Source organism: Streptomyces sp. SDT5-1 (genome assembly GCF_052245995.1).
In the GTDB taxonomy this organism is placed as follows: Bacteria; Actinomycetota; Actinomycetes; order Streptomycetales; family Streptomycetaceae; genus Streptomyces.
Window position 1 is genome coordinate 7,848,139 of record NZ_CM125963.1, and the last position, 22,289, is coordinate 7,870,427.

The following is a 22,289-nucleotide window of genomic DNA, read 5'->3' on the forward strand; positions in this document are numbered from 1 at the left end:
GAGCCCGTTCGCACAGTGGTCAACGGGGCGTGACGGGGGCGTGGCAACTGGCCATGAGCAGTGCGGTTCCGCTGACCGGGAGCCGCCAAATGGCACCTGTGGAGCGGCCGATGGTCAACGCGCGCCGTCGGGGAGTGACCAGTGGTGACGACCGGCCACGTGAGACACCCTCCGGCTGGACCACTGGTCCAACAATTCACACACCTCTTCTCACACCCGGCAGCGCCGTCTAGCTTCCTGGAGTCATGACAGACACGCTGATCCTGGCGAACACCGCCATCGCCGTCACGGCGGCGGTCCTCCTGATCGTCCGGTGGCGGGTGCACCCCGTCATCGCGCTGCTGCTCGCGTCGTCGTATCTCGGCATCACGTCCGGGCTCGGCGCCGACGGCACCGTCCGAGCCATCACCAAGGGCTTCGGCGACCTCATGGCGGAGATCGGACTCCTCGCCGTGTTCGGTGTCCTCACCGGGGCGCTGCTGCGCAGATCCGGGGCCATCGACCGACTCGTCGACGCGCTGCTGCGCGGGGTCGGCCCGCGCCGGATGCCGTACGCCCTGTCCGCCGCGCTGGTCACCGCCCTCCAGTCCATCTTCCTGGACGTGCTGGTGGTCATGGTGGCCCCGCTCGCCCGCAAGCTGGGCCTGCGGCTCGGCTCGTCGGGGCTGCCGCGCATGGTGTCCGCGATGACCATCGGCATGGAGGTGGGCGTCGTGATGGTCGTGCCGGGCATCGGCTGCCTGGCCATCGCCGCGCTGATGGACGTACCCCTGGGCACCATGCTGCTGTACGGGCTGCTGATCGCGGTGCCGACGACGCTGATCAGCGTGGCCGTCATGCAGTTCGTGTTCCGGCGCGGCTGGTGGAACCCGGCCAAGGACGAACTGCCCGCGAAGGACGAAGGCGGTGCCCCATCGGATCCCGGGAAGCCCGCTCCCGGCGACGAGCTGCCCGGGACCGGCGGGGCCGCGGGGACCGCGCCCACGGCCGTCGCCGTCCGACCCACCACCGGCGCGGGCACCGACGTGCGCCTGTTGACCCTGTTCGCTCCGGTCCTGGTGGCTCTCGTGCTGATCGCCACCGGCGCGTTCCTGGAGATCGGGGGCGTCTCCGTCGGGCCCTTGAAGTTCGTGTGCGAACCCGTCGTGGCGCTGCTCATCGGGCTGATCGGCACCATCCTCGTCACCCGGCGCGCCGTGGGCGGCAAGGCGACGGAGGAGGCGATCGGGCACGGCTTCCGGGAGAGCGGGCTCATCCTCGTCCTCAACGGCGTCGGCGGCTCCCTCGCCCTCACCATCAAGAACGTCGGCCTCGGCGACATCCTCGGCCACTACTTCTCGGCGAGCACCGTGGCCCCGCTGCTTATGGTGTGGGTGGTGGCCGCCGTGCTGCACATCGCCGTCGGCTCGGTGACCCTGGCCGCCATGACGGCCGTGGGCATCCTCGCGCCGATCGCGCCCTCGCTGGGCATCGACCCGGTGTGGATCGCGCTCGCCGCCGGCGCCGGGTCCCTGGTCGCCATCCATGTCACCAGCAACACGTTCTGGCTCGTGCAGTCGCTGACCGGTCTCACCACGCGCGGGACCCTCAAGACGTTCTCCGCCAGTGTCACCGTCGCCGCTGTGGTGGCCATCGGGCTCATCGTCCCGCTCGCCGCGCTCATCGGCTGAACCGCGGCCGCCCGCCGCCCGGTTCAGCGCCAGAGCTCGTCGTGCATCTTCTTGATGAGCGGCGAGATGCGGGGCATCAGGCGTCGGCTGAGCACCACCTCCGACGAGGTCCGCTCGACCCCCTCGACGGCGATGATCTGCTGCAGCACCTCCTCGAGCCCGGCGTTGTCCTTCGCCACCACACGGCACAGCAGATCGGCCTCGCCCGCCACCGCGTTCGCCTCGATGACCTCGGGTATCGCGGCGAGACCCGCGAGTGTCTGGTCCAACTTCCCCTGCGCCAGGTGCAGTCGTACGTAGGCCAGACCCGCGTACCCCATGGCCGCCGGGTCGAACTGCGGCCGCCAGCTCACCAGCACACCGAGCCGCTGGAGCTTGTCCACCCGTGACTGAACCGTCGCGCGGGCGACGCCGAGCCGGCGGGCGTACTCCCGCACACCGGCGCGCGGCTCCTCGGCGATCAGTCGCAGGACCGCGAGGTCGAGTCGTTCGAAGGCGGTGGACATTGGCGCTCCCGTCGGTGCCCGGATGTGGCCAGGTGCTCAGCGGCCTGCGGTTCGCGGTGAGCATACGGCAACGTACGCGGGCGTCAACGGTGTGCGCCGACGCCGTAGGTGTCATCGCGCACGGCGCCGGAGAAGTGGGCCAGTGGTGCGCCGTTGGCACCTCAACAAGACGTAGGACGTGGCCGGTTGTGCAAGAAATCCCACCGATGTTGACCAGGCCGAACGCACCCGTCAGCCTGAGTGCGCCCCGACCGGAAGGAGACCCGCGACATGGGGGAGACCCTGGCGGAGAAGGTCTGGAAGGCCCACACGGTGCGCTCGGCGCCCGGGGAGCCCGACCTGCTCTACGTCGACCTGCATCTGCTGCACGAGGTGAACACCCCGATCGCCTTCGACGGCCTGCGCGAGTCGGGGCGCACCGTACGCCGCCCCGACCTCACCCTCGGCACCGAGGACCACCTCGTGCCCACCGCCGACCTGTTCAAGCGCATCGAGGAACCGGCGATGCGCCGCCAGGCCGAGCTGCTGGCCCACAACTGCGCCGAGTACGGCATCGAGGTGTACCGGCGCGGCGATCCGCAGCGCGGCATCGCCCATGTCATCGCCCCCGAACTCGGCCTCGTACAGCCGGGCATGACGGTCGTGTGCTGCGACTCGCACACCACGACCATGGGCGCGTTCGGCGCGCTCGCCCTCGGCATCGGCACCTCGCAGGTCGAACACGTCCTCGCCACCCAGACACTCCCGCTGACCAGGCCGCGTACCATGCGGGTCACCGTCACCGGGCGGCTCGCCGAAGGGGTGACGGCCAAGGACCTGATCCTGGCGCTGATCGCCCGCATCGGCACCGCCGGGGGACAGGGGCACATCATCGAGTACCAGGGCACCGCCATCGAGGCACTCTCCATGGAAGCCCGCATGACGGTGTGCAACATGACCGTCGAGGCCGGATCGCGCGCCGGGATGATCGCCCCCGACGAGACGACCTTCGCGTATCTGCGCGACCGCCCGCACCGCCCCACCGGCGAGGACTGGGAGCGCGAACTCGCCCACTGGCGGACCCTGCGCTCCGACGACGACGCCGTGTTCGACACCGAGGTCACCCTCGACGGGGACACGATCGCCCCCCAGGTCACCTGGGGCACCAACCCCGCACAGACCGCCCCGCTCGACGCAACGGTGCCGCACCCCGACTCCTTCGCCGACCCCCAGCACCGCTCTGCCGCCGAACGGGCCCTGGCCTACATGGACTTGACCCCCGGCACGTTCCTGCGCGACATCGAGATCGACGCGGTCTTCATCGGCTCGTGCACCAACGGCCGCATCGAGGACCTGCGGGCAGCCGCCGACGTGCTGCGCGGGCGCCGCGTCGCACCCGGCGTCGAGGTGTTCCTGGTCCCCGGCTCCGACACCGTGCGTGCCCAGGCCGTCGACGAAGGACTCGACGAGGTCTTCGAGGCCGCCGGGATCCAACTGCGCACCTCCGGCTGCTCGTTGTGCGCCGCCGTCAACGAGGACCGGCTGCGGCCGGGGCAGCGCGCCGCGTCCACCAACAACCGCAACTTCGAGGGCCGCCAGGGCAAGGGCGCCCGCACCCACGTGGTGTCACCCGCGGTCGCCGCCGCCAGCGCCGTGGCCGGCCGGCTCGCGGCCCCCAAGGACCTGGAGCAGTGATGGAGAAGTTCACCGTCCACACCGGACAGGCTGCCCCGCTGCGCGTCAGCGACGTGGACACCGACCAGATCATCCCGGTCCGGTTCCTCAGCCGCCTGACCAAGCGCGGCTACGGCGACGACCTGTTCGCGGACTGGCGCGACGACCCGGACTTCGTCCTGAACCGGAGCCCGTACGACCGGGCCACCGTGCTCGTGGCGGGCAGCGACTTCGGTACCGGGTCCTCCCGCGAGGGCGCCGTGTACGCACTGGTCGACCACGGCTTCCGCGCCATCGTGGCGCCCCGCTTCGGAGACATCTTCACCGGCAACGCGCACCGCAACGGCCTGCTGCCGGTGGTCGTCCCCGTCGACGTCGTCGAGCGCCTGTGGGACCTGCTGGAGCGCGAGCCCACCGCCCCGGTCACCGTCGACCTGGAGCGCTGCCTGCTGCATGCTCCCGGTCTCGACCCGGTGCCCTTCGAGGTGCCGGAGGCCGACCGCCGGCGACTGCTCGAAGGGCTCGACGACATCGACCTGACGCTGCGTCACGAGGAGGACATCGCGCGGTACGAGGCGCGGCGCAGGCCCGCGCTGCCGACCACGGGGCGGCGTACGGCACGGACCTGACGGGCTCAACTACACCGTCTGACGCAGCCGTTCGCTCGCCTTGTGCATGTGGTCCGCCATCGCGCGGTCCGCCCCGTCGGGGTCGTGCGAGCGGATCGCCTCGACCACCGCGGCGTGCTCGCACAGCGTGCCGCTGACCGTGCCCTCCAGGTCGTTGACGCGCTCCATCCAGACCTGGAGCAGGGCGCGGATGGAGTGGAGTATGTCGCTGAGCACCGTGTTGCCCGCGATGTGGGCGATCTCCAGGTGGAAGGCGATGTCCGCCTCCACGAAAGCCTGCGTGCCGCCGCCCTCGTCGCTCGTCCTGCGCAGCGCGGCGTGCAGCTCGTCGAGGCGCTCGACGTCCTCGGGCCGGGCGCGCTCGGCGGCCAGGCGGGCCGAGACGCCCTCCATGTAGCGCCGGACCTCGACCAGGTCCTGGGTGCGGCGCTGACCCAGCATCAGGCCCCAGTTGATGGCCTGCGGCAGGAAGTCCGACGTGCCCTCGCGGACGTAGGAGCCCGATCCCGGCCGGATCTCGATGATGCCCAGCACGTCGAGCGCGGACAGGGCGCCGCGCACGCTGGAGCGCGCCACGTTCAGCGCCTCGGCGAGATTCCGCTCGGCGGGCAGCCGGGTGCCGGGCTTGATGTTCCCCGCGGCGAGGTGGTCGAGCAGCCGCTTGGCGACCTCGGTCACCGTCGACTCGCGCACCACGGGGCGCAGCAGTCGGGACAGGTCGGCGGGGTCGCCCGCCGGTTCGGCGGGCAGCGGGGCGTCGGAGCGGGGCTCGGGCGTACTGGTCACCGCGCAAGTACATCAAACAATTGCACGGGCCGTGCAAGCTCCACTGCCCTTCCCTGGCGCACGCGCACGCGCGGCCGCGTATGACACCAGTTGCGAAAGTGCAGGTCAAGGGGGTGCGAGGCGGGGAAAACTGTGAGCCTCGACACGGCGGTAAATTGGTTACCAATTAACCAGTCAGGGCTAACGTGAGTCGCACGAAAGGTCCTGAGGCCCGTGTGAACCCGCCCGACGCGCACTGCGCGACGGGGCGGCCGGACCGGAGGGACCCGCGGCCGGACAGAGCAGTCCGGCACGAGTGAGGAGTCGCCATGGGTGCCCTGCCTTCCCTGGAGGCCGGCCAGTCAGCCGTCGAGAAGTCGGCGATCAGGAAATTCACCGTCCGGATCGTGCCCTTCGTGGCGCTGATGTTCTTCGTGAACTATCTCGACCGCACCGCGGTCTCGTTCGCCGAATCGAACGGCATGAGCCAGGATCTCGGGCTCACCGCCGCGCAGTACGGATTCGCCTCGGGCGTCTTCTTCATCGGCTACATCATTCTGGAAGTCCCCAGCAACATGGCGCTGCACCGCTTCGGCGCGCGCCGCTGGCTCGCCCGGATCATGGTGACCTGGGGGATCGTCTCCCTCCTCTTCACCTGGGTGCAGAGCACGGAGCAGCTGTACTGGCTGCGCTTCCTGCTCGGTGTCGCGGAGGCCGGCTTCTTCCCCGGCGCGATCCTCTTCCTCTCCCAGTGGGTGCCCCAGCGGCACCGCACCAAGGTGCTCGGCCTCTTCTACCTGGCCCAGCCGCTCACCACCGTCTTCGGCGCCCCGCTCGCCGGCTGGCTGATCAGCCACCACGGGCTCTTCGGCCTCGAGGGCTGGCGCGTGATGTTCCTCTTCGTCTCGCTGCCCGCGATCGTCCTCGGCCTGATCGGCTGGTTCTACCTCAAGGACAAGCCCGCCGACGCCGGCTGGCTCACCCGCGAGGAGGCGGACTGGCTCACCCGCGAGCTGGAGGCCGAGAACGCCGAGAAGACCGGCCACGACGAAGCTCCTGAGCGCGCCAGGAAGAGCGGCCACGGCAAGGCCGACCTGATCGCCGCCTTCACCAACCCCCGCGTCTGGATCCTGTCCGTCGTCTACTTCGGCTTCGTCTACGGCCTGTACGCGCTCGCCTTCTTCCTGCCGACCATCATCAGCGGCTTCGAGGACCAGTTCGGCACCTCGTTCTCCGTGATGGACAAGGCGTGGATCACCGCCATCCCGTACCTGCCGGCCGCGATCGTCCTCTACTTCTGGTCCCGCGACGCCACCCGCCGCGGCACGCGGACCTGGCACGTCGCCGTCCCCGCCGTCGTCGGTGGTGTCTCCATCCCGGTCGCCCTCTACATGAACTCGCCGACCGCCACCGTCGCCGTGATCACCGTGACGGCCTGCGCCATCTTCGCCGCGCTCCCGGTGTTCTGGGCCGTGCCCTCCCGGTTCCTGACCGGCGCCGCCGCGGCGGCCGGCATCGCCCTCATCAACACGATGGGCAACGTCGCCGGGTTCGCCGCCAGCTACGTCACCGGCTGGCTGCACGACTGGACCGGCGCCTACTACGTACCCCTGTTCCTCGTCGGCGCCCTGATGCTCGTCTCGGCCGCCCTGATGATCGCGCTCGCCTCCCGTGGCCGCCGCACCGGCACGGACCCCGAGCTCGCGGAGGTCTCGAAGTGACCCGCATAGCCAACGACCCGGCCGACTTCGCCCACGAGGCGCTCGACGGATTCGTCGCGGCCCACCGCCGCTGGGTCCGCCCCGCCCCCGGCGGCGTGGTCCGCGCGGGCGGCACCGCCCCCGGACAGGTCGCCGTCGTCATCGGCGGCGGCTCGGGCCACTACCCGGCCTTCTCCGGACTCGTCGGCCAGGGCCTCGCGCACGGCGCCGCCGTCGGCAACGTCTTCGCCTCGCCGTCCGCCCGCCAGATCCACGACGTGGCCGCCGAGGCCGACAACGGCGCGGGCGTCCTCCTCGCCTTCGGCAACTACGCGGGTGACGTCCTGCACTTCGGACAGGCCGCCCAGCGCCTCGAGGCCGACGGTATCCCCGCCCGCACCCTCGCCGTCACCGACGACATCTCCTCCGCCGCCACGGACGAGGCCCACAAGCGCCGCGGCATCGCGGGCGACCTCCCCGTCTTCAAGATCGCGTCGGCCGCCGCCGAGCGCGGCGCCGGCCTCGACGAGGTGCACGCCACCGCCGTCCGCGCCAACGACCGCACCCGCTCCTTCGGCGTCGCCTTCACCGGCTGCACCCTGCCCGGCGCGGAGGAGCCGCTGTTCACCGTCCCCGAGGGCCGGATGGCCGTCGGCCTCGGCATCCACGGCGAACCCGGCATCGGCGAACAGGACATCCCCGACGCCAGGACCCTCGCCGCGCTCCTCGTCGACAAGCTCCTCGCCGAACTCCCGCAGCTCCGCGGCGCACGCGCCGCCGTGATCCTCAACGGCCTCGGCACGGTCAAGTACGAAGAGCTGTTCGTGCTCTACGGGGAGGTGTCCAGGCTCCTCGAAGCCGCGGGCGTGGAGGCCGTCGACCCCGAGGTCGGCGAGCTGTGCACCAGCTTCGACATGGCCGGCGTCTCGCTCACCCTGACCTGGCTCGACGACGAGCTCGCCGAACTGTGGCAGGCCCCGGCCGACGCCCCCGCCTTCCGCAAGGGCGCCGTCGCCCCGGCCCCCGTCCACACGAAGACCACCGCCCGGCAGCCCGTCACCGCCGACACACCGCCGCCCGCCGACGACGCCTCCCGCGCCACCGCCACCCGCGTTCTCGCCGCCCTGGCCGCCACCCGCGCCACCGTCGACACCCACGCCGACGAGCTGGGCCGCATCGACGCCGTCGCCGGGGACGGCGACCACGGCATCGGCATGCGGCGCGGCTCCCACGCCGCGCACGCCGAGGCCGAGCGCGCCGTCGCCGCGGGCGCAGGCGCGGGCACCACGCTGCGGCTCGCGGGCGACGCCTGGGCCGACGAGGCGGGCGGCACATCGGGCGCGCTGTGGGGCGCGATGCTCCGGGCGCTCGGCCGGACGCTCGGCGACAGCGGGCGGCCCACCCCGGCGCGCGTCGCCGAGGGCGTCGCCGCCGCCGACCGTGCCGTACGCGACCTCGGCGGGGCGCAGGTCGGCGACAAGACGATGGTCGACGCGCTGGTCCCCTTCGCCGCCGCCCTCACCGCCGCGGCCGACGACCGGCTCGCCCCCGCGTGGGCCACCGCCGCGACCGCCGCGGAGGAAGCCGCCCGCGCCACCGCGGACCTGCTGCCCCGCATGGGGCGCGCCCGGCCGCACGCCGAGAAGGCGCTCGGCACCCCCGACGCGGGCGCCCACTCCTTCGCCCTCATCACCAGGGCCGTGGCGGACGTCCTCGCGGCCGCCTGAACCGCCCGCACCAACCGCCCGCACGAACCATCCGCACGCACCAGAACCACCGCTACCGCCAAGGAAGTTGGTCATGACCGACAAGCTCCGCATCGTCATCGGCTGCGACGACGCCGGCCACCAGTACAAGGAGGCCCTCAAGAAGGACCTCCAGGCCAGCGAGCTGGTCGACACCGTCGTCGACGTGGGCGTGGACGCCGACGGGCACACCGCCTACCCGACCATCGCCATCGAGGCCGCCGAGCGCGTCGCCCGCGGCGAGGCCGACCGCGCCCTGCTGATCTGCGGCACCGGCCTCGGCGTCGCCATCGCCGCCAACAAGGTCAAGGGCATCCGCGCCGTCACCGCCCACGACTCCTTCTCCGTAGAGCGCGCGATCCTCTCCAACAACGCGCAGGTCCTCACCTTCGGCCAGCGCGTCGTCGGCCTCGAACTGGCCCGCCGCCTCGCCGCCGAGTGGCTCACCTACCGCTTCGACGAGCAGTCCGCCTCCGCCGCCAAGGTCCAGCTGATGAGCGACTACGAGGCCGCCTGATGAACGCCCCCGTCCTGCTCGGGGTGAGCCTGAAGATGTACTTCGGCCACCACGAGACCCTCAACTGGTCCCGCCGCATCGTGCGGTTGGCGGACCGGCACCCGGCCGTCACCGGCGGCAGGGCGCGCCTGTTCGTGCTGCCCGCCTTCCCGGCGATCGTGCCGGTCGCCGGGATCCTCGCCCGCAGCGGCGTGGACGTCGGCGCGCAGGACCTCGCGACCGAGGACGCGGGCGCCTACACGGGCGAGGTGTCGGGGCCCTTCCTCAAGGAGATCGGCTGCCGCTACGCCGAGGTCGGCCACGCCGAGCGCCGCCGCCTGTACGGGGAGGGCGACACGGTCGTCGCCGCGAAGACCGCGGCCGCGCTCCGCAACGGCCTCACCCCCGTCCTCTGCGTCGGCGAACTCGACCCCGTCGACCCCGAGGAGGCCGCCCGCCGCACCGTCGCCGAGGCCGCCCGCCTCCTGTACGGCCTCGAAGGCCCGGTCGTCCTCGCCTACGAACCGCAGTGGGCCATCGGCGCCCCCGAACCGGCCTCACCGGAGCACATCACCACGGTGTGCGCCGCACTGGGGGAGTGGCTCGACTCCCGCCCCCAGCACACCGGTTCCACCGTGATCTACGGCGGCAGCGCGGGCCCCGGCCTGCTCACCCGCCTCGGCGGCGCCGTCGGCGGCCTCTTCCTCGGCCGCTTCGCCCACGACCCCGAGGCCGTCGCCCGCATCCTCGACGAGGTCGACGCGCGAGAGGCGGTGGCGTAATGGCGTACGGCATCAGCACCTACGCGTACTTCTGGCGCATCTCCGAGCGTGCCCCGAAGCCGATGTCCCTGGAGGACATGCTCGTCGACACCAAGGAACTCGGCGGCCAGGTCTTCCAGATCTGTGACTACCCGGCCATCGAGGCGTACGACGCCGCGCGGCTCGCCGATGTGCGGGACGCGGCCCGCGACCTGGGCCTGACCCTGGAGCTCGGCACCCGCGGCGTCCGTCCCGAGCACCTGACCAAGTACCTCGACATGGCGGGGGAGTTGGGTGTCAAGCTGGTCCGCTCCATGATGAACACCGCCGTCCACCGCCCCTCGGTGGACGAGGCCACGGCCCTGCTCCGGCAGGCGGTCCCCGCGTACGCGACGGCCGGAGTGACGCTCGGCCTGGAGACGTACGAGCAGGTGTCAACCGAGGACCTGGTCACCGTGGTCAAGGCGGTCGACGACCGGCACCTCGGTGTCGTCCTCGACCCCGGCAACAGCGTCGCCCGCCTCGAACGGCCGGTGGACGTCGTCGAGTCGGCGGCCCCCTACACGGTGAACATCCACGTCAAGGACTTCGCCTTCACCCGCCGCGACGGCTGGGTCGGCTTCACCTACGCGGGCGCGCCCCTGGGCACCGGACTCCTCGACTACGAGGGCATGATCGCCGCCGTCCGGCCGGACGAGCGCGGCATCAACCAGATCGTGGAGCACTGGCTCCCGTGGCAGGACGGTGGCTTCGACGCCACCGCCGAGCTCGAACACCAGTGGACCCAGCACAGCATCAGCACCCTCCTGAACCTCCCGAAAGGCGAATGAACATGGCCTCCGAGAACAACAAGACCGTTGCCGTCATCGGGGCCGCCGGCAAGATGGGCCAGCGTGTCTCCAACAACCTGGTCGAGAGCGACTTCACCGTCCTCTTCTCCGAGAACTCGCCCAAGGGCCGGGAGCTGATCCGCTCGCTCGGCCGTGAGCTGACCGAGTCCGAGGCCGCGGCCCAGCAGGCCGACGTGCTCATCCTGGCCGTCCCGGACATCGTCCTGGGCAAGGTCTCCGAGCAGCTCGTCCCGCTCCTGAAGCCGGGCGCCGTCGTCCTCACCCTCGACCCGGCCGCCGCCTACGCGGGCCTGCTGCACCCCCGCGCCGACGTGCACTACGTGTGCGCCCACCCCTGCCACCCGTCGGTGTTCCTGCAGCGCAAGACGCAGGCCGAGCTCGACGACACCTTCGGCGGCATCGCGGCCCCGCAGGAGGTCGTCGCCGCGTACGAGGGCGGCGACGCCGACAAGCAGGCGCTCGCCGAGTCCGTCATCCGCGTCATGTACGCGCCGGTCGTCGACGTGCACTGGGTCACCGTCAAGCAGCTCGCCGTCCTGGAGCCCACCCTCGTCGAGACCATCGCCTGCATGGTCGGCGCGCTCCTCAACGAGGCGCTGCACGAGACCGTGCACACCGTCGGCGTCCCGGAGAAGGCCGCGCGCGCCATGCTCCTGGGCCACACCCAGGTCGCCCTCGCCAACACCCTCAAGGGCGACAACCCGTTCTCCGACGCCTGCCTGATCGCCATGGACTACGGGCGCGACTCCATCGTCAAGGAGGACTGGAAGAAGGTCTTCGACGACGGCGAGCTCGACAAGGTCATCACGAAGATGCTGAAGATCAAGGAAATCCGCCGCTGATCCGCCGCTGAGGCACCTTCTCTCCGCCCGCCCCCCCCCGCACGACCGAACCCGACAAGGAGCCCTGAGCCAGGGTGAGCACCGAACACTTCGAGTGGACCGCACGCGACCAGCGGGCGGTGGACACCGCGCGGCTGCTGGCGGCGGACGCCGTGCAGAAGGTCGGCAACGGCCACCCCGGCACGGCGATGAGCCTGGCCCCGGCGGCGTACACCCTGTTCCAGAAGGTGCTGCGGCACGACCCGGCGGACGCCGACTGGGCGGGGCGCGACCGCTTCGTCCTGTCGGCGGGCCACTCGTCGCTCACGCTGTACGTGCAGCTGTACCTGGCCGGGTTCGGCCTGGACCTCGACGACCTCAAGGCGTTCCGCACGGCGGGCTCGAAGACGCCGGGCCACCCGGAGTACGGACACACCAAGGGCGTCGAGACGACGACGGGCCCGCTGGGGCAGGGAGTCGCGAATGCGGTGGGGATGGCGATGGCGGCCCGCTACGAGCGCGGCCTGTTCGATCCCGATGCCGCACCGGGCACGTCCCCGTTCGACCACTACGTCTACGCGATCGCCGGTGACGGCTGTCTGCAGGAGGGCATCGCGGCCGAGGCGTCCTCGACGGCCGGGCACCAGCGACTCGGCAACCTGATCCTGCTGTGGGACGACAACCACATCTCGATCGAGGGCGACACGCAGACGGCGGTCTCCGAGGACGTGACGAAGCGGTACGAGGCGTACGGCTGGCACGTCCAGCGGGTGGAGCCGAAGCCGGACGGCGACCTGGACCCCGAGGCGATCTTCCGCGCCGTCGAGGCCGCGAAGGCGGTCACGGACAAGCCGTCGTTCATCGCGATGCGCTCGATCATCGCGTGGCCCGCCCCGAACGCGCGCAACACCGAGGCCTCGCACGGCTCGGCGCTCGGGGACGCGGAGATCGCCGCCACGAAGGAACTGCTCGGCTTCGACCCGGAGCGGTCCTTCATCGTCGAGGACGAGGTGATCGCCCACACCCGCGAGGCGCTGACCCGCGGCGCGGAGGCACACGCCGCGTGGGACGCGCGGCTGGCGGAGTGGCGGGCGGCGCACCCGGACCGGGCGGCCGAGTTCGACCGCATCCGGGCCGGAGCACTCCCCGAGGGCTGGCAGTCGAAGCTCCCGACCTTCGCGCCCGGCACGCGGCTCGCCACGCGCGCCGCGTCCGGCAGGACCCTCCAGGCGCTCGGCGAGATCGTCCCCGAACTCTGGGGTGGATCCGCCGACTTGGCGGGATCCAACAACACCACGATCGACAAGACGTCGTCCTTCCTCCCCGAGGGCAATCCGCTCCCGGAGGCCGACCCCTACGGCCGCACCATCCACTTCGGCATCCGCGAGCACGCGATGGCGGCCGAGATGAACGGCATCGCCCTGTACGGCAACACCCGCGTCTACGGAGGCACGTTCCTCGTGTTCTCCGACTACATGCGCAACGCCGTCCGCATGTCGGCGCTCATGGGCCTCCCGGTCACGTACGTCTGGACGCACGACTCCATCGGCCTGGGCGAGGACGGCCCGACCCACCAGCCGGTCGAGCACCTGGCGTCGCTGCGCGCCGTCCCCGGCCTGAACGTGGTCCGCCCGGCCGACGCCAACGAGACCGCCATCGCCTGGCGCGAGATCCTCAAGCGCGGCACCGAGAACCCCGCCCCGCACGGCCTGGCCCTCTCCCGCCAGGCACTCCCGACGTACGAGCCGAACGAGAACACGGCCAAGGGCGCCTACATCCACACCGAGGCCTCGACCGGCACCCCCGACGTGCTCCTGATCGCGACGGGATCCGAGGTGCACGTGGCGGTGGCGGCCCGCGAACGGCTGGAGTCCGAGGGCATCGCCACCCGCGTCGTGTCCATGCCCTGCGTCGAATGGTTCGAGGAACAGGACCGGGCCTACAAGGACACGGTGCTGCCCCCGTCGGTGCGGGCCCGCGTCGCCGTCGAGGCCGGCATCGCCCTCACCTGGCACCGCTACGTCGGCGACACCGGCCGCACCGTCTCCCTCGACCACTTCGGCGCCTCCGCCGACGCGACCACCCTCTTCACGGAGTACGGCTTCACCCCGGAGAACGTGGCGGCCACGGCGAAGGAGTCCCTGGCGGCGTCCGAGAGCTGAACCCGGCCGGTCACGGCCCCGTCCTGAACGCCCCCGGCGTCGTCCCCGTGCGCAGGCGGAAGAACTTGGTGAAGTCGCTCGGGTCGTCGAAGCCGAGCCGGGTGGCGACCTCCTTGGCGGGGAGGCCGCTGTGCCACAGGAGGCGCTTGGCCTCCAGGAGCACGCGGTCGTCGACGTACTGCTTGGCCGTGCGGCCCGCCGCCGCGCGGGTCGCACGGGTCAGCGTGCGGGGGCTGTAGCCGAGGGCCGCCGCGTAGTCCTCGACGCGGCGGGTCACGGCGTGGTCGCGCTCGACGGCCGCGTGGAAGCGGTGGAAGGTGTCGGAGGCCTCGGCGGGGGCCGGGCCCGGGGCGCGCACCTTCGCCAGGCGGATCACCAGGACCGACAGCAGCGCCCGCAACACCTCCACGTGGGAGCCCAGGGGGAGCGAGGCCATCGCGTCGTACTCGTACGCGAGGTGGGCCAGGGCGCGGCGCACGCCCTCCGCGTCCTCGCCGCTCGGTGTCAGCGGGCGCTGCTCGTACGGCGGGTCCATGTGGGCGGCCGACACGACCGCCGGCGGCAGGAACCCGGGCTTGAAGACGACGTCCACGCCGTCCGCGCCCCGCAGGCCGGGGCCGAAGCGCTGCACCTGCCCCGGGCGGATCCACAGCCACGACCCGGGACGCAGCTCGTACTCGACGAAGTCCACCGCCACCTGGAGCGGTCGCTCCCGCGCGCCGATCAGCTGGTGGAAGGCGGGGCGCAGCGGCGCGTACGGGTCGTTGCCGTGCCGCAGCGAGCGGTCGTGGAGGTCGGCGAGCTCCTCGACCTCCACGCCGGTCGGCGCGCCCACGGTCGGCGTGTACTCGAGGTCCCTGACGTCGGGACGGCGTTCCTGTCCGATTTTGCCCATCGTGAGTCCCGAGCGTACCGCCCTCGCCCTCGTCCCGCCGCCTAGCGTGAAAGCACAGGTCAGCGACGTGTGAGGAGTGTCCGGTGCGATTGGTCGTGGGAATGACGGGGGCGACGGGCGCTCCGTTCGGTGTCCGTCTCCTGGAGTGTCTGCGCGAGCTGCCGGACGTCGAGACCCATCTCGTGCTGTCCCGCTGGGCGCGCACCACCATCGAGTTGGAGACCGGCCTCTCGGTGGCGCAGGTGTCCGCGCTCGCGGACGTCACCCACCACCCCGACGACCAGGGCGCCACCATCTCCTCCGGCTCGTTCCACACCGACGGCATGGTCATCGTGCCGTGCTCGATGAAGACCCTCGCGGGGATCAGCGCCGGGTACGCCGAGGGCCTCGTGGCCCGCGCCGCGGACGTCGTCCTCAAGGAGCGCCGCAAGCTCGTCCTCGTTCCGCGCGAGACACCGCTGAGCGAGATCCACCTGCGGAACATGCTCGAACTCGCGCGCATGGGTGTGCAGTTGGTGCCGCCCATGCCCGCCTTCTACAACAACCCGCGGACCGTCGACGACATCGTCGACCACATCGTGGCCCGCGTCCTCGACCAGTTCGACCTGCCGGCCCCGGCCGCCGAGCGCTGGGCCGGCATGCGCGCCGCCCGAGCAGCCCGCGATGCCGAGGCCACAACTTCCGTACTGTAAGAAGGAGTTCACCACCATGCCCTATGACGATCTGCGCAGCTTCCTCGGCACCCTGGAGAAGGAGGGCCAGCTGCTGCGCATCACCGACGAGGTGCTGCCCGAGCCCGACCTCGCCGCCGCGGCCAACGCCACGGGCCGCATCGGCGAGAACGCCCCCGCCCTGTACTTCGACAACGTCAAGGGCTTCACCGACGCCCGGATCGCCCTGAACGTGCACGGCTCCTGGGCCAACCACGCCCTCGCGCTCGGCCTGCCGAAGAACACCCCCGTCAAGGAGCAGGTCGAGGAGTTCGCCCGCCGCTGGGACGCCTTCCCCGTCGCCCCCGAGCGCCGCGAGGACGCTCCCTGGCGGGAGAACGCGCAGGAGGGCGAGGACGTCGACCTCTTCTCCGTGCTTCCCCTCTTCCGCCTGAACGACGGCGACGGAGGCTTCTACCTCGACAAGGCCGCCGTCGTCTCCCGCGACCCCGAGGCACCGGACGACTTCGGCAAGCAGAACGTCGGCACGTACCGCATCGAGGTCATCGGCAGCAACCGGCTCGCCTTCCAGCCGGTCCCGATGCACGACGTCGCCCAGCACCTGCGCAAGGCCGAGGAGGTCGGCGAGGACCTGCCCATCGCCATCACCCTCGGCAACGACCCGGTGATGGCGATCGTCGCCGGCATGCCGATGGCGTACGACCAGAGCGAGTACGAGATGGCCGGCGCGCTGCGCGGGGCGCCCGCACCGATCGCCACCGCCCCGCTCACCGGATTCGACGTGCCGTGGGGCAGCGAGGTCGTCATCGAGGGTGTCATCGAGTCCCGCAAGCGGCAGATCGAGGGCCCCTTCGGCGAGTTCACCGGCCACTACTCGGGCGGCCGCCGGATGCCCGTCATCCGCGTCGACCGCGTCTCGTACCGCACGAACCCCGTCTTCGAGTCCCTCTACCTCGGGATGCCGTGGACCGAGTGCGACTACCTCGTCGGCCCCAACACGTGTGTGCCGCTGCTCAAGCAGCTGCGCGCCGAGTTCCCCGAGGTGCAGGCCGTCAACGCCATGTACACCCACGGCCTGATGGTGATCATCTCGACGAAGAAGCGGTACGGCGGCTTCGCCAAGGCCGTCGGCATGCGCGCGATGACCACCCCGCACGGCCTCGGCTACGTGGCCCAGGTGATCGTCGTCGACGAGGACGTGGACCCGTTCAACCTGCCGCAGGTCATGTGGGCCATGTCGGCGAAGGTCAACCCGAAGGACGACGTCGTCGTCATCCCGAACCTGTCGGTGCTCGAACTCGCCCCCGCCGCCCAGCCCGCGGGCATCACCAGCAAGATGATCATCGACGCGACGACGCCGGTCTCCCCGGACGTCCGCGGCAACTTCTCCACGCCCGCCAAGGACCTCCCCGAGACGGCCGACTGGGCCCGGCGGCTCCAGGACATGATCGCCGCCCGCCACTGACCCGTACCTCCCGCAAAGGAACAACTCCCGTGAACGACAAGCTCGTCGAGGGCGCCGAGTGCCCTCGCTGCCCCGCCGACACCGTCACCCGCCTCGCCACGTCCCCCGTCCCCGGGGTGTGGGACGTGCTCCAGTGCACCCGCTGCCTCTTCACCTGGCGCACCACCGAACCGGCCCGCCGCACCAGCCGCGCCGCCTACCCGGAGGCGTTCAAGCTGACGGAGGCCGACATCGAGAACGCGATCGAGGTGCCGGCGGTGCCGCCGCTGCGCGTTTGACCTTGACACGGTGACAAGGTCTTCACTGCCTGCCGAGGAGGTGGTCTCGATGACGATCACGGAGCAGGACACGGAGACCTTGCGCGCACTGGAGGACGCCGACGCGTCGGTGCGGCTGCGGGCCGCGCTGGCCGTCGGCTCCGCGCCCCGCCCGGCGTACGTCAAGACGCTCGTCGAGCGGTGCGCGGTCGAGCCGGAGTTCTTCGTGCGCGACATGCTGACCTGGGCGCTCACCCGGCACCCGGTGGACCTGACACTGCCCGCCGTGGTCCGCGAGGTGACCGCGGGGAAGGCACAGGCCCGCAGCCAGGCGCTGCACACGCTCTCCAAGCTCGGCGAGCCCGCCGCGTGGCCGGTGATCACGCGGGAGCTGCTGACCGACCCCGACGACGAGGTCGCCCGGTGCGCCTGGCGGGCCGCCGTCGTCCTCGTCCCCGACGAGTCGGAGAGGGCGGCCCTCGCGGACGTCCTCGCCACACAGCTCGGCCGGGGCGGGCGCGAGACACAGCTCAGCCTGAGCCGTGCCCTCCTCGACCTCGGTGACACGGCCGTGCCCGCCGTGGACCGGGCCACGCGTGCCGCCGACCCGGACGTCCGCGCCCACGCGCTCGCCACCGGGCGCGTGCTGCGCGACCCGGACACCAGGATCGGCTTCGCGATCGAGGACGCCAAGCGCGTCGTGGCGCTCGACGGGGCTCCCGGGATGGACCATGGAGTGTGCTGATCGGTGAGGTGGCGCGGAGGTCCGGGGTCAGTGCCCGGATGCTCCGGCACTACGAGTCCCTGGGCCTGGTGCGCCCGTCGGAGCGCACGGGGTCCGGCTATCGGGAGTATTCCGGCGACGACATCCGGCGGATCTTCCACATCGAGAGCCTGCGCTCGCTCGGGCTGTCGCTGCGCGAGATCGGGCGCGCCCTCGACGAGCCGGGCTTCGCGCCCGCCGCGCTCGTCGGCGACCTCATCCGGCAGACTCGCGAACGCATCGCGGCCGAGACCGAGTTGCTGACGCGGCTCAGCCGGATCGACGCGGCGGGACCCGAGGGCTGGGAGGACGTCCTCCACGTGGTGGCTCTCCTCCAGGCGTTGGGCTCCAAGAGCCCGGATGCCCGTCAGCGGGCCGCCCTGTCCACCGCCGAGCAGGGCCCGCTTCCGGCGGCGGCGCTGGTCGACGCGGTGCTGAGCGAGGAGGACCCGAACGTCGCCGGAGCGCTGCGCTGGGCGCTCGTACGCGCGGATGACTCCGCGGCCCTGCCCCTGCTGGCCGAGGCGCTCGCCGCGCCGGACGCCGCCGTGCGGGAGCGGGCCGCCCAGTGCCTCGCCGAGCTGCCGGACGCCGAGGCGGCCACGCACCTGCGCCACGCCCTGACCGGCCCCGACACCGCGGTCCGTGCCCGCGCCGCCGTGGCACTCGGCAACCGCGGAGTGCCCGAAGCGGTCCCCGAGCTCGTCGACATGATCGTGGCGGGCAGGAACGACACCGACGCGGCGGACGCCCTGAGCGTCCTGGCCGACCGGGCGGCGTCGGCCGAGCACATCGCGACCGCCCTCGTCGACCGCCTCGACGGTCCCGACACGGGGGCGCCCGCGCGCGGCCGTCTCACCCAGGCCCTCGCGGGCATCCCGGGGCCGACCGCGACGCGCGCCCTGGCCGGCCTGACGGCCGACGAGGACCGTGCCGTGGCGCTCACGGCGACGTATCTGCTGCGGCTCCGCGACGGCGAACGCTGACCGGCGGACGCTCAGGACCGCAGAGCGAGGCCCTTGCCCGCCAGCTCCTCCTCGAGGACACGGACGGCCTTCGGACCCACGCCCAGCAGCGCCCGCGTGGCGGGCCTACCGATGCCGGCGGGAAGCTGCCCTTTCGTGGCGGACGCGGCGGCGAGCCGCTTCGGCGCGCGGTGCGCCCACGAGGCCCGCACCAGCGCGCCGAGGTCCTGGCCGGTCACGTCCGCGAGCGCGAGCCGCACGCCGATGGTGGCCCCGGCCCGCGTCACGGGCTCCGCGCCGGGATGCGCGGCGACCGCATCGCGCACCGCCTCGGGCGCCGGGCGCAGCTGGGTCCTCGTCGTCATGTGCCCTGTCTGGCAGCGGCGGTCACTTCAGCCAGCTGTCCACCAGCTTCTTGTTGCCGTCGATCCACTCCTTCGCCGCCTCCTGCTCGTGGCCCGTGCCCTTCTTCTGGAGGAGGAGTTCGAGACTGCCGAGCTGACTGCTCGTGAGGCGGAAGTTCTTGAGCCAGCCGGCGACCTCCGGGTTGGCCTTCGAGTAGCCCTTGCTGGCGACCATCTGGACCTTGTCCGGCTTGCCGTAGGCCTTCTTGGTGTCCTTGAGGACCTTCAGCGGCATCTTGGTGTACGCCCAGTGCGGACGCCACAGCGTGACCACGACCGGCTTCTGGTTGTTGATCGACTTCTGGAGGGCGGAGAGCATCGCGGAGGTGCTGGACTCGGCGAGCTCGTACTCGCTCTTGAGTCCGTACTGCGGCAGCACGTTGGAGCGCGTCAGCCGCATCAGGCCCGAGCCCGCCTCGATGCCGACGATCTTTCCGCCGAACTCCTTGGACTTCCCCTTGAGGTCGTCGATGGTGTTGACGTCCTTGACGTACTTGGGAACGGTCAGGTTCAGGTCGGCCGGCTCGTACCAGGTGCCGAGCTTCTCCATCTTGGGGCCGAGCTTGTCCCAGTAGTTCTGGTGGGTGACCGGCAGCCAGGCGTCGAGATACACGTCGACCTGCTTGTTGGCGACGCCGGTGTACGTGCTGGCGATGTCCAGGTCGCGGGTCTCGACCTTGTACCCCTTGTCCTCCAGGATCTGCTTCCACAGGAAGGTCGCCGAGACCCCCTCGTCCCACCCGGCGACGTAGGCCAGCTTGACCGTCTTCGAGCCGCCGCTCGCGTCGTCGTCGGAACCTCCCTCGACCTTCGAGGTGTTCCCGCTGCACGCGGTGGCGAGCAGGGTGAGCGCGGCGGCGGTGCAGCCGAACAGGTAGGTGGTGCGGCGGCGTCGATTGCGGATCATGACGGGTTCTCCTGTCGTCACGCGGAAACGGGAGCTGTGGGGGCGGCGGCGGTGGGCGACTTCTCGATGTCGGCCGCGTCGGGCGTACCGGTGCGCCTGCGGATCCGGAACCGGCGTCCGTCCGGTGCGGCGAGCGCGCTCGTGACACGGTCGAGGAAGATCGCGAGGAAGACGACGGCGAGACCGCCCTGGAAGCCGATCCCGATGTCGAGCTGGCTGATGCCGCGCACCACGACGGTGCCGAGTCCCGCCGCGCCGACCATGCCGGCGATGACGACCATGGACAGCGCCAGCATGATCACCTGGTTGATGCCGGCCATGATCGAGGGCAGCGCCAGGGGGAGTTGGACGCCGCGCAGGATCTGCGCGGGCCGCGCGCCGAAGGCGTGCGCGGCCTCCACGACCTCCGGATCGACCTGTCGGATGCCGAGTTCGGTGAGGCGCACGGCGGGCGCGACGGCGAAGGCGATGGTGGCCACGACCCCGGGCACCAGACCGATGCCGAAGAAGAACACGGCCGGGATCAGATACACGAACACCGGCAGTGTCTGGAGGAAGTCGAGCACGGGCCTGACCAGGGTGCTGACCAGCGGACTGCGCGCCGCCCACACCCCGATGGGCACGCCGATGACCACGGCGAAGGCCGAGGCCACCACGACGACGGCGAGCGTCTGCATCGCCGCGGTCCACAGGCCCATCCCCTGGATGAGCAGGAACGAGCCGAGGGTGAACGCCGCGAACAGCCAGCCGCGCGCGAGGAACGCGAGGGCGGTGAACACCACGATGACGACCAGCATGTGAGGGGCCGTCAGCACATACAGCACCGCGTTGACCAGTGATGTCATCACGGAGGTGATGGCGTCGAAGAGTCCGCCGAGGTTCTCGGTCAGCCAGTCGACGGCCTTGCTGACCGGGGTGCCGAGGTCAACGCTGAACAGCATCGGCCACCTCCTCCTGAGCGCTGTCGGGATCTCCTGAACCGCCGTACGCGGAGGCCGGGCCGGGGCTGCGCGGACCGGACAGCGCGGTGAGCAGCGCCGCCCGCGGCAGCACGCCGAGCAGCCGCCCGTCGTCGTCGGTCACGGCCAGCGGCACCTTGTACCGCCCGGCCGCCGCGAACAGGTCGACGAGCAGGGTGTCGGGGCCCGTGCGGCCGTAGTCGTCGCTCACGCACTCCGGGCTGTCGCGCAGCGCGGCGTGTCCCGCGTCGGCGGCCCGCGCGATGCCGTCGGCGTGCGCGGCGCCCGTGATGTGCCCCTCGGCGTCCAGCACGTACAGGGCCGTCGCCTCGGTGTCCGCGAGGCTGCGCAGCACGTCGTGCGGGGCGTCGTCGAGCCGGGCCGTCGCGAGCGGCTCGCGCATCACGGACCGCGCGGTCAGCACGCGAGAGCGGTCCACGTCGGAGACGAAGTCCCGTACGTAGGCGTCGGCGGGGGAGTCGAGGATGTCGTTCGCGGTGCCGAGCTGCACGACGCCGCCGTCGCGCATCACCATGATCCGGTCGCCGAGCCGCATCGCCTCGTTCAGGTCGTGCGTGACGAACACGATGGTGCGGCGCAGATCGCGCTGGAGGCCGAGCAGCAGGTCCTGCATGTCCCGGCGGATCAGCGGGTCGAGTGCGCTGAACGGCTCGTCCATCAGCATCACTTCGGCGTCCGTGGCGAGCGCGCGGGCCAGGCCGACGCGCTGGCGCATGCCGCCGGACAGCGCGCTGGGATAGGAGTCGGCCCAGCGGTCGAGGCCCACGGTGCGCAGCGCCCAGTCGGAGCGCTCCTGCCGCTCGGCGGCGGTGCCGCCACGCAACTTGATGCCGTACGCGGCGTTCTCGCGGACCGTGCGGTGCGGGAACAGCGCGAAGTGCTGAAAGATCATGTTGACCTTGCGGTTGCGCAGCTCGCGCAGTTCCGCGTGGTCCATCGCGAGCAAGTCCCTGCCGTCCACGCGTAGTTCGCCCGATGTCGGCTCGACGAGGCGGTTCAGCATCCGCAGCAGCGTCGACTTGCCGGACCCGGACAGGCCCATGACGACGAAGAGTTCGCCCGGTTCCACGGTGAAGGAGACGTCGCGGACCGCGTGCACCTGACTGTCTGCGGTGTCGAAAACCTTGTTCAGTCGTGCTGCTTCTATCACCGTGCCCCACCTCCAGGGGACCGCGCGGGGCGGTTGGAACAAGTCCGGGCTGGTGTTTCGCATTGCGCAACAG

22 protein-coding genes are annotated in these 22,289 nt (G+C 71.6%); 15 read left to right on the top strand and 7 right to left on the bottom strand.

Translation table 11 applies throughout. The annotated features are described in order from the left end of the window. Positions 1-245: 245 nt before the first annotated feature. On the top strand, positions 246-1,670 hold the full coding sequence (locus tag ACTWJ8_RS36150; RefSeq protein WP_356372999.1) for a GntP family permease: 1,425 nt from the start codon (positions 246-248) through the stop codon (positions 1,668-1,670). A 23-nt stretch (positions 1,671-1,693) separates the two neighbouring features. On the opposite strand, the gene ACTWJ8_RS36155 is transcribed toward ACTWJ8_RS36150, so the two are convergent. Further along, the gene (locus ACTWJ8_RS36155; RefSeq protein WP_356372998.1) at positions 1,694-2,176 is read right to left on the bottom strand and encodes an Lrp/AsnC family transcriptional regulator; all 483 of its coding nucleotides are present in this window, start codon (positions 2,174-2,176) and stop codon (positions 1,694-1,696) included. A 270-nt stretch (positions 2,177-2,446) separates the two neighbouring features. On the opposite strand from ACTWJ8_RS36155, the gene leuC reads away from it, so the two are divergent. Together leuC and leuD are read left to right on the top strand one after the other, a co-directional pair. Next, positions 2,447-3,850, top strand: a complete 1,404-nt coding sequence (gene leuC, locus ACTWJ8_RS36160; RefSeq protein ID WP_356372997.1) for a 3-isopropylmalate dehydratase large subunit — start codon at positions 2,447-2,449, stop codon at positions 3,848-3,850. After that, a complete protein-coding gene (gene leuD, locus ACTWJ8_RS36165; protein WP_356372996.1) occupies positions 3,850-4,458 on the top strand; it encodes a 3-isopropylmalate dehydratase small subunit in 609 nt (202 codons plus the stop codon). The genes leuC and leuD overlap by 1 nt, the downstream gene beginning before the upstream one ends. 9 nt (positions 4,459-4,467) lie before the next feature. Here the strand turns inward: leuD and ACTWJ8_RS36170 are convergent, their stop codons facing one another. After that, positions 4,468-5,244, bottom strand: a complete 777-nt coding sequence (locus tag ACTWJ8_RS36170) for a FadR/GntR family transcriptional regulator (protein ID WP_443261712.1) — start codon at positions 5,242-5,244, stop codon at positions 4,468-4,470. A 308-nt stretch (positions 5,245-5,552) separates the two neighbouring features. Between ACTWJ8_RS36170 and ACTWJ8_RS36175 the strand changes: the two genes are divergently transcribed. The 7 genes from ACTWJ8_RS36175 (at position 5,553) to tkt (ending at position 13,759) form a co-directional block, all read left to right on the top strand. Continuing rightward, the gene (locus ACTWJ8_RS36175) at positions 5,553-6,944 is read left to right on the top strand and encodes an MFS transporter (RefSeq protein ID WP_443261713.1); all 1,392 of its coding nucleotides are present in this window, start codon (positions 5,553-5,555) and stop codon (positions 6,942-6,944) included. Then, complete coding sequence (locus ACTWJ8_RS36180; RefSeq protein WP_443261714.1) at positions 6,941-8,650, top strand: dihydroxyacetone kinase family protein; 1,710 nt, start codon at positions 6,941-6,943, stop codon at positions 8,648-8,650. The genes ACTWJ8_RS36175 and ACTWJ8_RS36180 overlap by 4 nt, the downstream gene beginning before the upstream one ends. Positions 8,651-8,723: 73 nt before the next feature. After that, the gene (locus ACTWJ8_RS36185; RefSeq protein WP_356372993.1) at positions 8,724-9,185 is read left to right on the top strand and encodes a ribose-5-phosphate isomerase; all 462 of its coding nucleotides are present in this window, start codon (positions 8,724-8,726) and stop codon (positions 9,183-9,185) included. Continuing rightward, a complete protein-coding gene (locus ACTWJ8_RS36190; RefSeq protein ID WP_356372992.1) occupies positions 9,185-9,946 on the top strand; it encodes a triose-phosphate isomerase in 762 nt (253 codons plus the stop codon). The genes ACTWJ8_RS36185 and ACTWJ8_RS36190 overlap by 1 nt, the downstream gene beginning before the upstream one ends. Then, on the top strand, positions 9,946-10,755 hold the full coding sequence (locus ACTWJ8_RS36195) for a sugar phosphate isomerase/epimerase family protein (protein ID WP_356372991.1): 810 nt from the start codon (positions 9,946-9,948) through the stop codon (positions 10,753-10,755). The genes ACTWJ8_RS36190 and ACTWJ8_RS36195 overlap by 1 nt, the downstream gene beginning before the upstream one ends. Before the next feature lie 2 nt (positions 10,756-10,757). Further along, positions 10,758-11,618 (top strand): phosphogluconate dehydrogenase C-terminal domain-containing protein, encoded by an 861-nt coding sequence (locus ACTWJ8_RS36200; RefSeq protein ID WP_356372990.1) that lies wholly within the window; start codon positions 10,758-10,760, stop codon positions 11,616-11,618. A 74-nt stretch (positions 11,619-11,692) separates the two neighbouring features. Next, positions 11,693-13,759: a transketolase gene (gene tkt, locus ACTWJ8_RS36205; protein WP_443261715.1), complete on the top strand. Its 2,067-nt coding sequence runs from the start codon at positions 11,693-11,695 to the stop codon at positions 13,757-13,759. A gap of 10 nt (positions 13,760-13,769) precedes the next feature. Here the strand turns inward: tkt and ACTWJ8_RS36210 are convergent, their stop codons facing one another. After that, a complete protein-coding gene (locus tag ACTWJ8_RS36210) occupies positions 13,770-14,654 on the bottom strand; it encodes a helix-turn-helix transcriptional regulator (protein ID WP_443261716.1) in 885 nt (294 codons plus the stop codon). An 83-nt stretch (positions 14,655-14,737) separates the two neighbouring features. Between ACTWJ8_RS36210 and ACTWJ8_RS36215 the strand changes: the two genes are divergently transcribed. The 5 genes from ACTWJ8_RS36215 to ACTWJ8_RS36235 are packed head-to-tail and all read left to right on the top strand — an operon-like array spanning position 14,738 to position 18,796. Beyond that, on the top strand, positions 14,738-15,346 hold the full coding sequence (locus ACTWJ8_RS36215; RefSeq protein ID WP_443261717.1) for a non-oxidative hydroxyarylic acid decarboxylases subunit B: 609 nt from the start codon (positions 14,738-14,740) through the stop codon (positions 15,344-15,346). Positions 15,347-15,362: 16 nt separating this feature from the next. Next, positions 15,363-16,790 (top strand): non-oxidative vanillic acid decarboxylases subunit C, encoded by a 1,428-nt coding sequence (gene vdcC, locus ACTWJ8_RS36220; protein ID WP_443261718.1) that lies wholly within the window; start codon positions 15,363-15,365, stop codon positions 16,788-16,790. Positions 16,791-16,819: 29 nt separating this feature from the next. Continuing rightward, the gene (locus tag ACTWJ8_RS36225) at positions 16,820-17,068 is read left to right on the top strand and encodes a non-oxidative hydroxyarylic acid decarboxylases subunit D (RefSeq protein WP_356372985.1); all 249 of its coding nucleotides are present in this window, start codon (positions 16,820-16,822) and stop codon (positions 17,066-17,068) included. Between the two features lie 49 nt (positions 17,069-17,117). Then, on the top strand, positions 17,118-17,792 hold the full coding sequence (locus ACTWJ8_RS36230; RefSeq protein ID WP_443261719.1) for a HEAT repeat domain-containing protein: 675 nt from the start codon (positions 17,118-17,120) through the stop codon (positions 17,790-17,792). Next, the gene (locus ACTWJ8_RS36235) at positions 17,786-18,796 is read left to right on the top strand and encodes a HEAT repeat domain-containing protein (protein WP_443261720.1); all 1,011 of its coding nucleotides are present in this window, start codon (positions 17,786-17,788) and stop codon (positions 18,794-18,796) included. The genes ACTWJ8_RS36230 and ACTWJ8_RS36235 overlap by 7 nt, the downstream gene beginning before the upstream one ends. An 11-nt stretch (positions 18,797-18,807) precedes the next feature. Here ACTWJ8_RS36235 and ACTWJ8_RS36240 read toward each other — a convergent pair whose 3' ends face one another. Genes ACTWJ8_RS36240 through ACTWJ8_RS36255 form a run of 4 tightly spaced genes read right to left on the bottom strand, consistent with a single transcriptional unit; the run spans position 18,808 to position 22,216 of the window. Continuing rightward, on the bottom strand, positions 18,808-19,140 hold the full coding sequence (locus ACTWJ8_RS36240) for a hypothetical protein (protein ID WP_443261721.1): 333 nt from the start codon (positions 19,138-19,140) through the stop codon (positions 18,808-18,810). 22 nt (positions 19,141-19,162) lie between these two features. Then, the gene (locus ACTWJ8_RS36245) at positions 19,163-20,086 is read right to left on the bottom strand and encodes a glycine betaine ABC transporter substrate-binding protein (RefSeq protein WP_443261722.1); all 924 of its coding nucleotides are present in this window, start codon (positions 20,084-20,086) and stop codon (positions 19,163-19,165) included. A gap of 17 nt (positions 20,087-20,103) precedes the next feature. After that, positions 20,104-21,027, bottom strand: coding sequence for an ABC transporter permease (locus ACTWJ8_RS36250; protein ID WP_443261723.1), 924 nt, complete (start codon positions 21,025-21,027; stop codon positions 20,104-20,106). After that, the gene (locus tag ACTWJ8_RS36255; RefSeq protein WP_443261725.1) at positions 21,011-22,216 is read right to left on the bottom strand and encodes a quaternary amine ABC transporter ATP-binding protein; all 1,206 of its coding nucleotides are present in this window, start codon (positions 22,214-22,216) and stop codon (positions 21,011-21,013) included. The genes ACTWJ8_RS36250 and ACTWJ8_RS36255 overlap by 17 nt, the downstream gene beginning before the upstream one ends. Positions 22,217-22,289: the final 73 nt, after the last annotated feature.

Excerpts from the sequence above, each read along its gene's own strand:
- ACTWJ8_RS36150 (WP_356372999.1), top strand. The coding sequence starts at position 246 with ATGACAGACACGCTGATCCTGGCGAACACCGCCATCGCCGTCACGGCG.
- ACTWJ8_RS36200 (WP_356372990.1), top strand. The coding sequence starts at position 10,758 with ATGGCCTCCGAGAACAACAAGACCGTTGCCGTCATCGGGGCCGCCGGC.
- ACTWJ8_RS36210 (WP_443261716.1), bottom strand. The coding sequence starts at position 14,654 with ATGGGCAAAATCGGACAGGAACGCCGTCCCGACGTCAGGGACCTCGAG.
- leuC (WP_356372997.1), top strand. The coding sequence starts at position 2,447 with ATGGGGGAGACCCTGGCGGAGAAGGTCTGGAAGGCCCACACGGTGCGC.
- ACTWJ8_RS36240 (WP_443261721.1), bottom strand. The coding sequence starts at position 19,140 with ATGACGACGAGGACCCAGCTGCGCCCGGCGCCCGAGGCGGTGCGCGAT.
- ACTWJ8_RS36175 (WP_443261713.1), top strand. The coding sequence starts at position 5,553 with ATGGGTGCCCTGCCTTCCCTGGAGGCCGGCCAGTCAGCCGTCGAGAAG.
- ACTWJ8_RS36190 (WP_356372992.1), top strand. The coding sequence starts at position 9,185 with ATGAACGCCCCCGTCCTGCTCGGGGTGAGCCTGAAGATGTACTTCGGC.
- vdcC (WP_443261718.1), top strand. The coding sequence starts at position 15,363 with ATGCCCTATGACGATCTGCGCAGCTTCCTCGGCACCCTGGAGAAGGAG.
- ACTWJ8_RS36185 (WP_356372993.1), top strand. The coding sequence starts at position 8,724 with ATGACCGACAAGCTCCGCATCGTCATCGGCTGCGACGACGCCGGCCAC.
- ACTWJ8_RS36245 (WP_443261722.1), bottom strand. The coding sequence starts at position 20,086 with ATGATCCGCAATCGACGCCGCCGCACCACCTACCTGTTCGGCTGCACC.
- ACTWJ8_RS36155 (WP_356372998.1), bottom strand. The coding sequence starts at position 2,176 with ATGTCCACCGCCTTCGAACGACTCGACCTCGCGGTCCTGCGACTGATC.
- ACTWJ8_RS36250 (WP_443261723.1), bottom strand. The coding sequence starts at position 21,027 with ATGCTGTTCAGCGTTGACCTCGGCACCCCGGTCAGCAAGGCCGTCGAC.
- ACTWJ8_RS36195 (WP_356372991.1), top strand. The coding sequence starts at position 9,946 with ATGGCGTACGGCATCAGCACCTACGCGTACTTCTGGCGCATCTCCGAG.
- leuD (WP_356372996.1), top strand. The coding sequence starts at position 3,850 with ATGGAGAAGTTCACCGTCCACACCGGACAGGCTGCCCCGCTGCGCGTC.
- ACTWJ8_RS36230 (WP_443261719.1), top strand. The coding sequence starts at position 17,118 with ATGACGATCACGGAGCAGGACACGGAGACCTTGCGCGCACTGGAGGAC.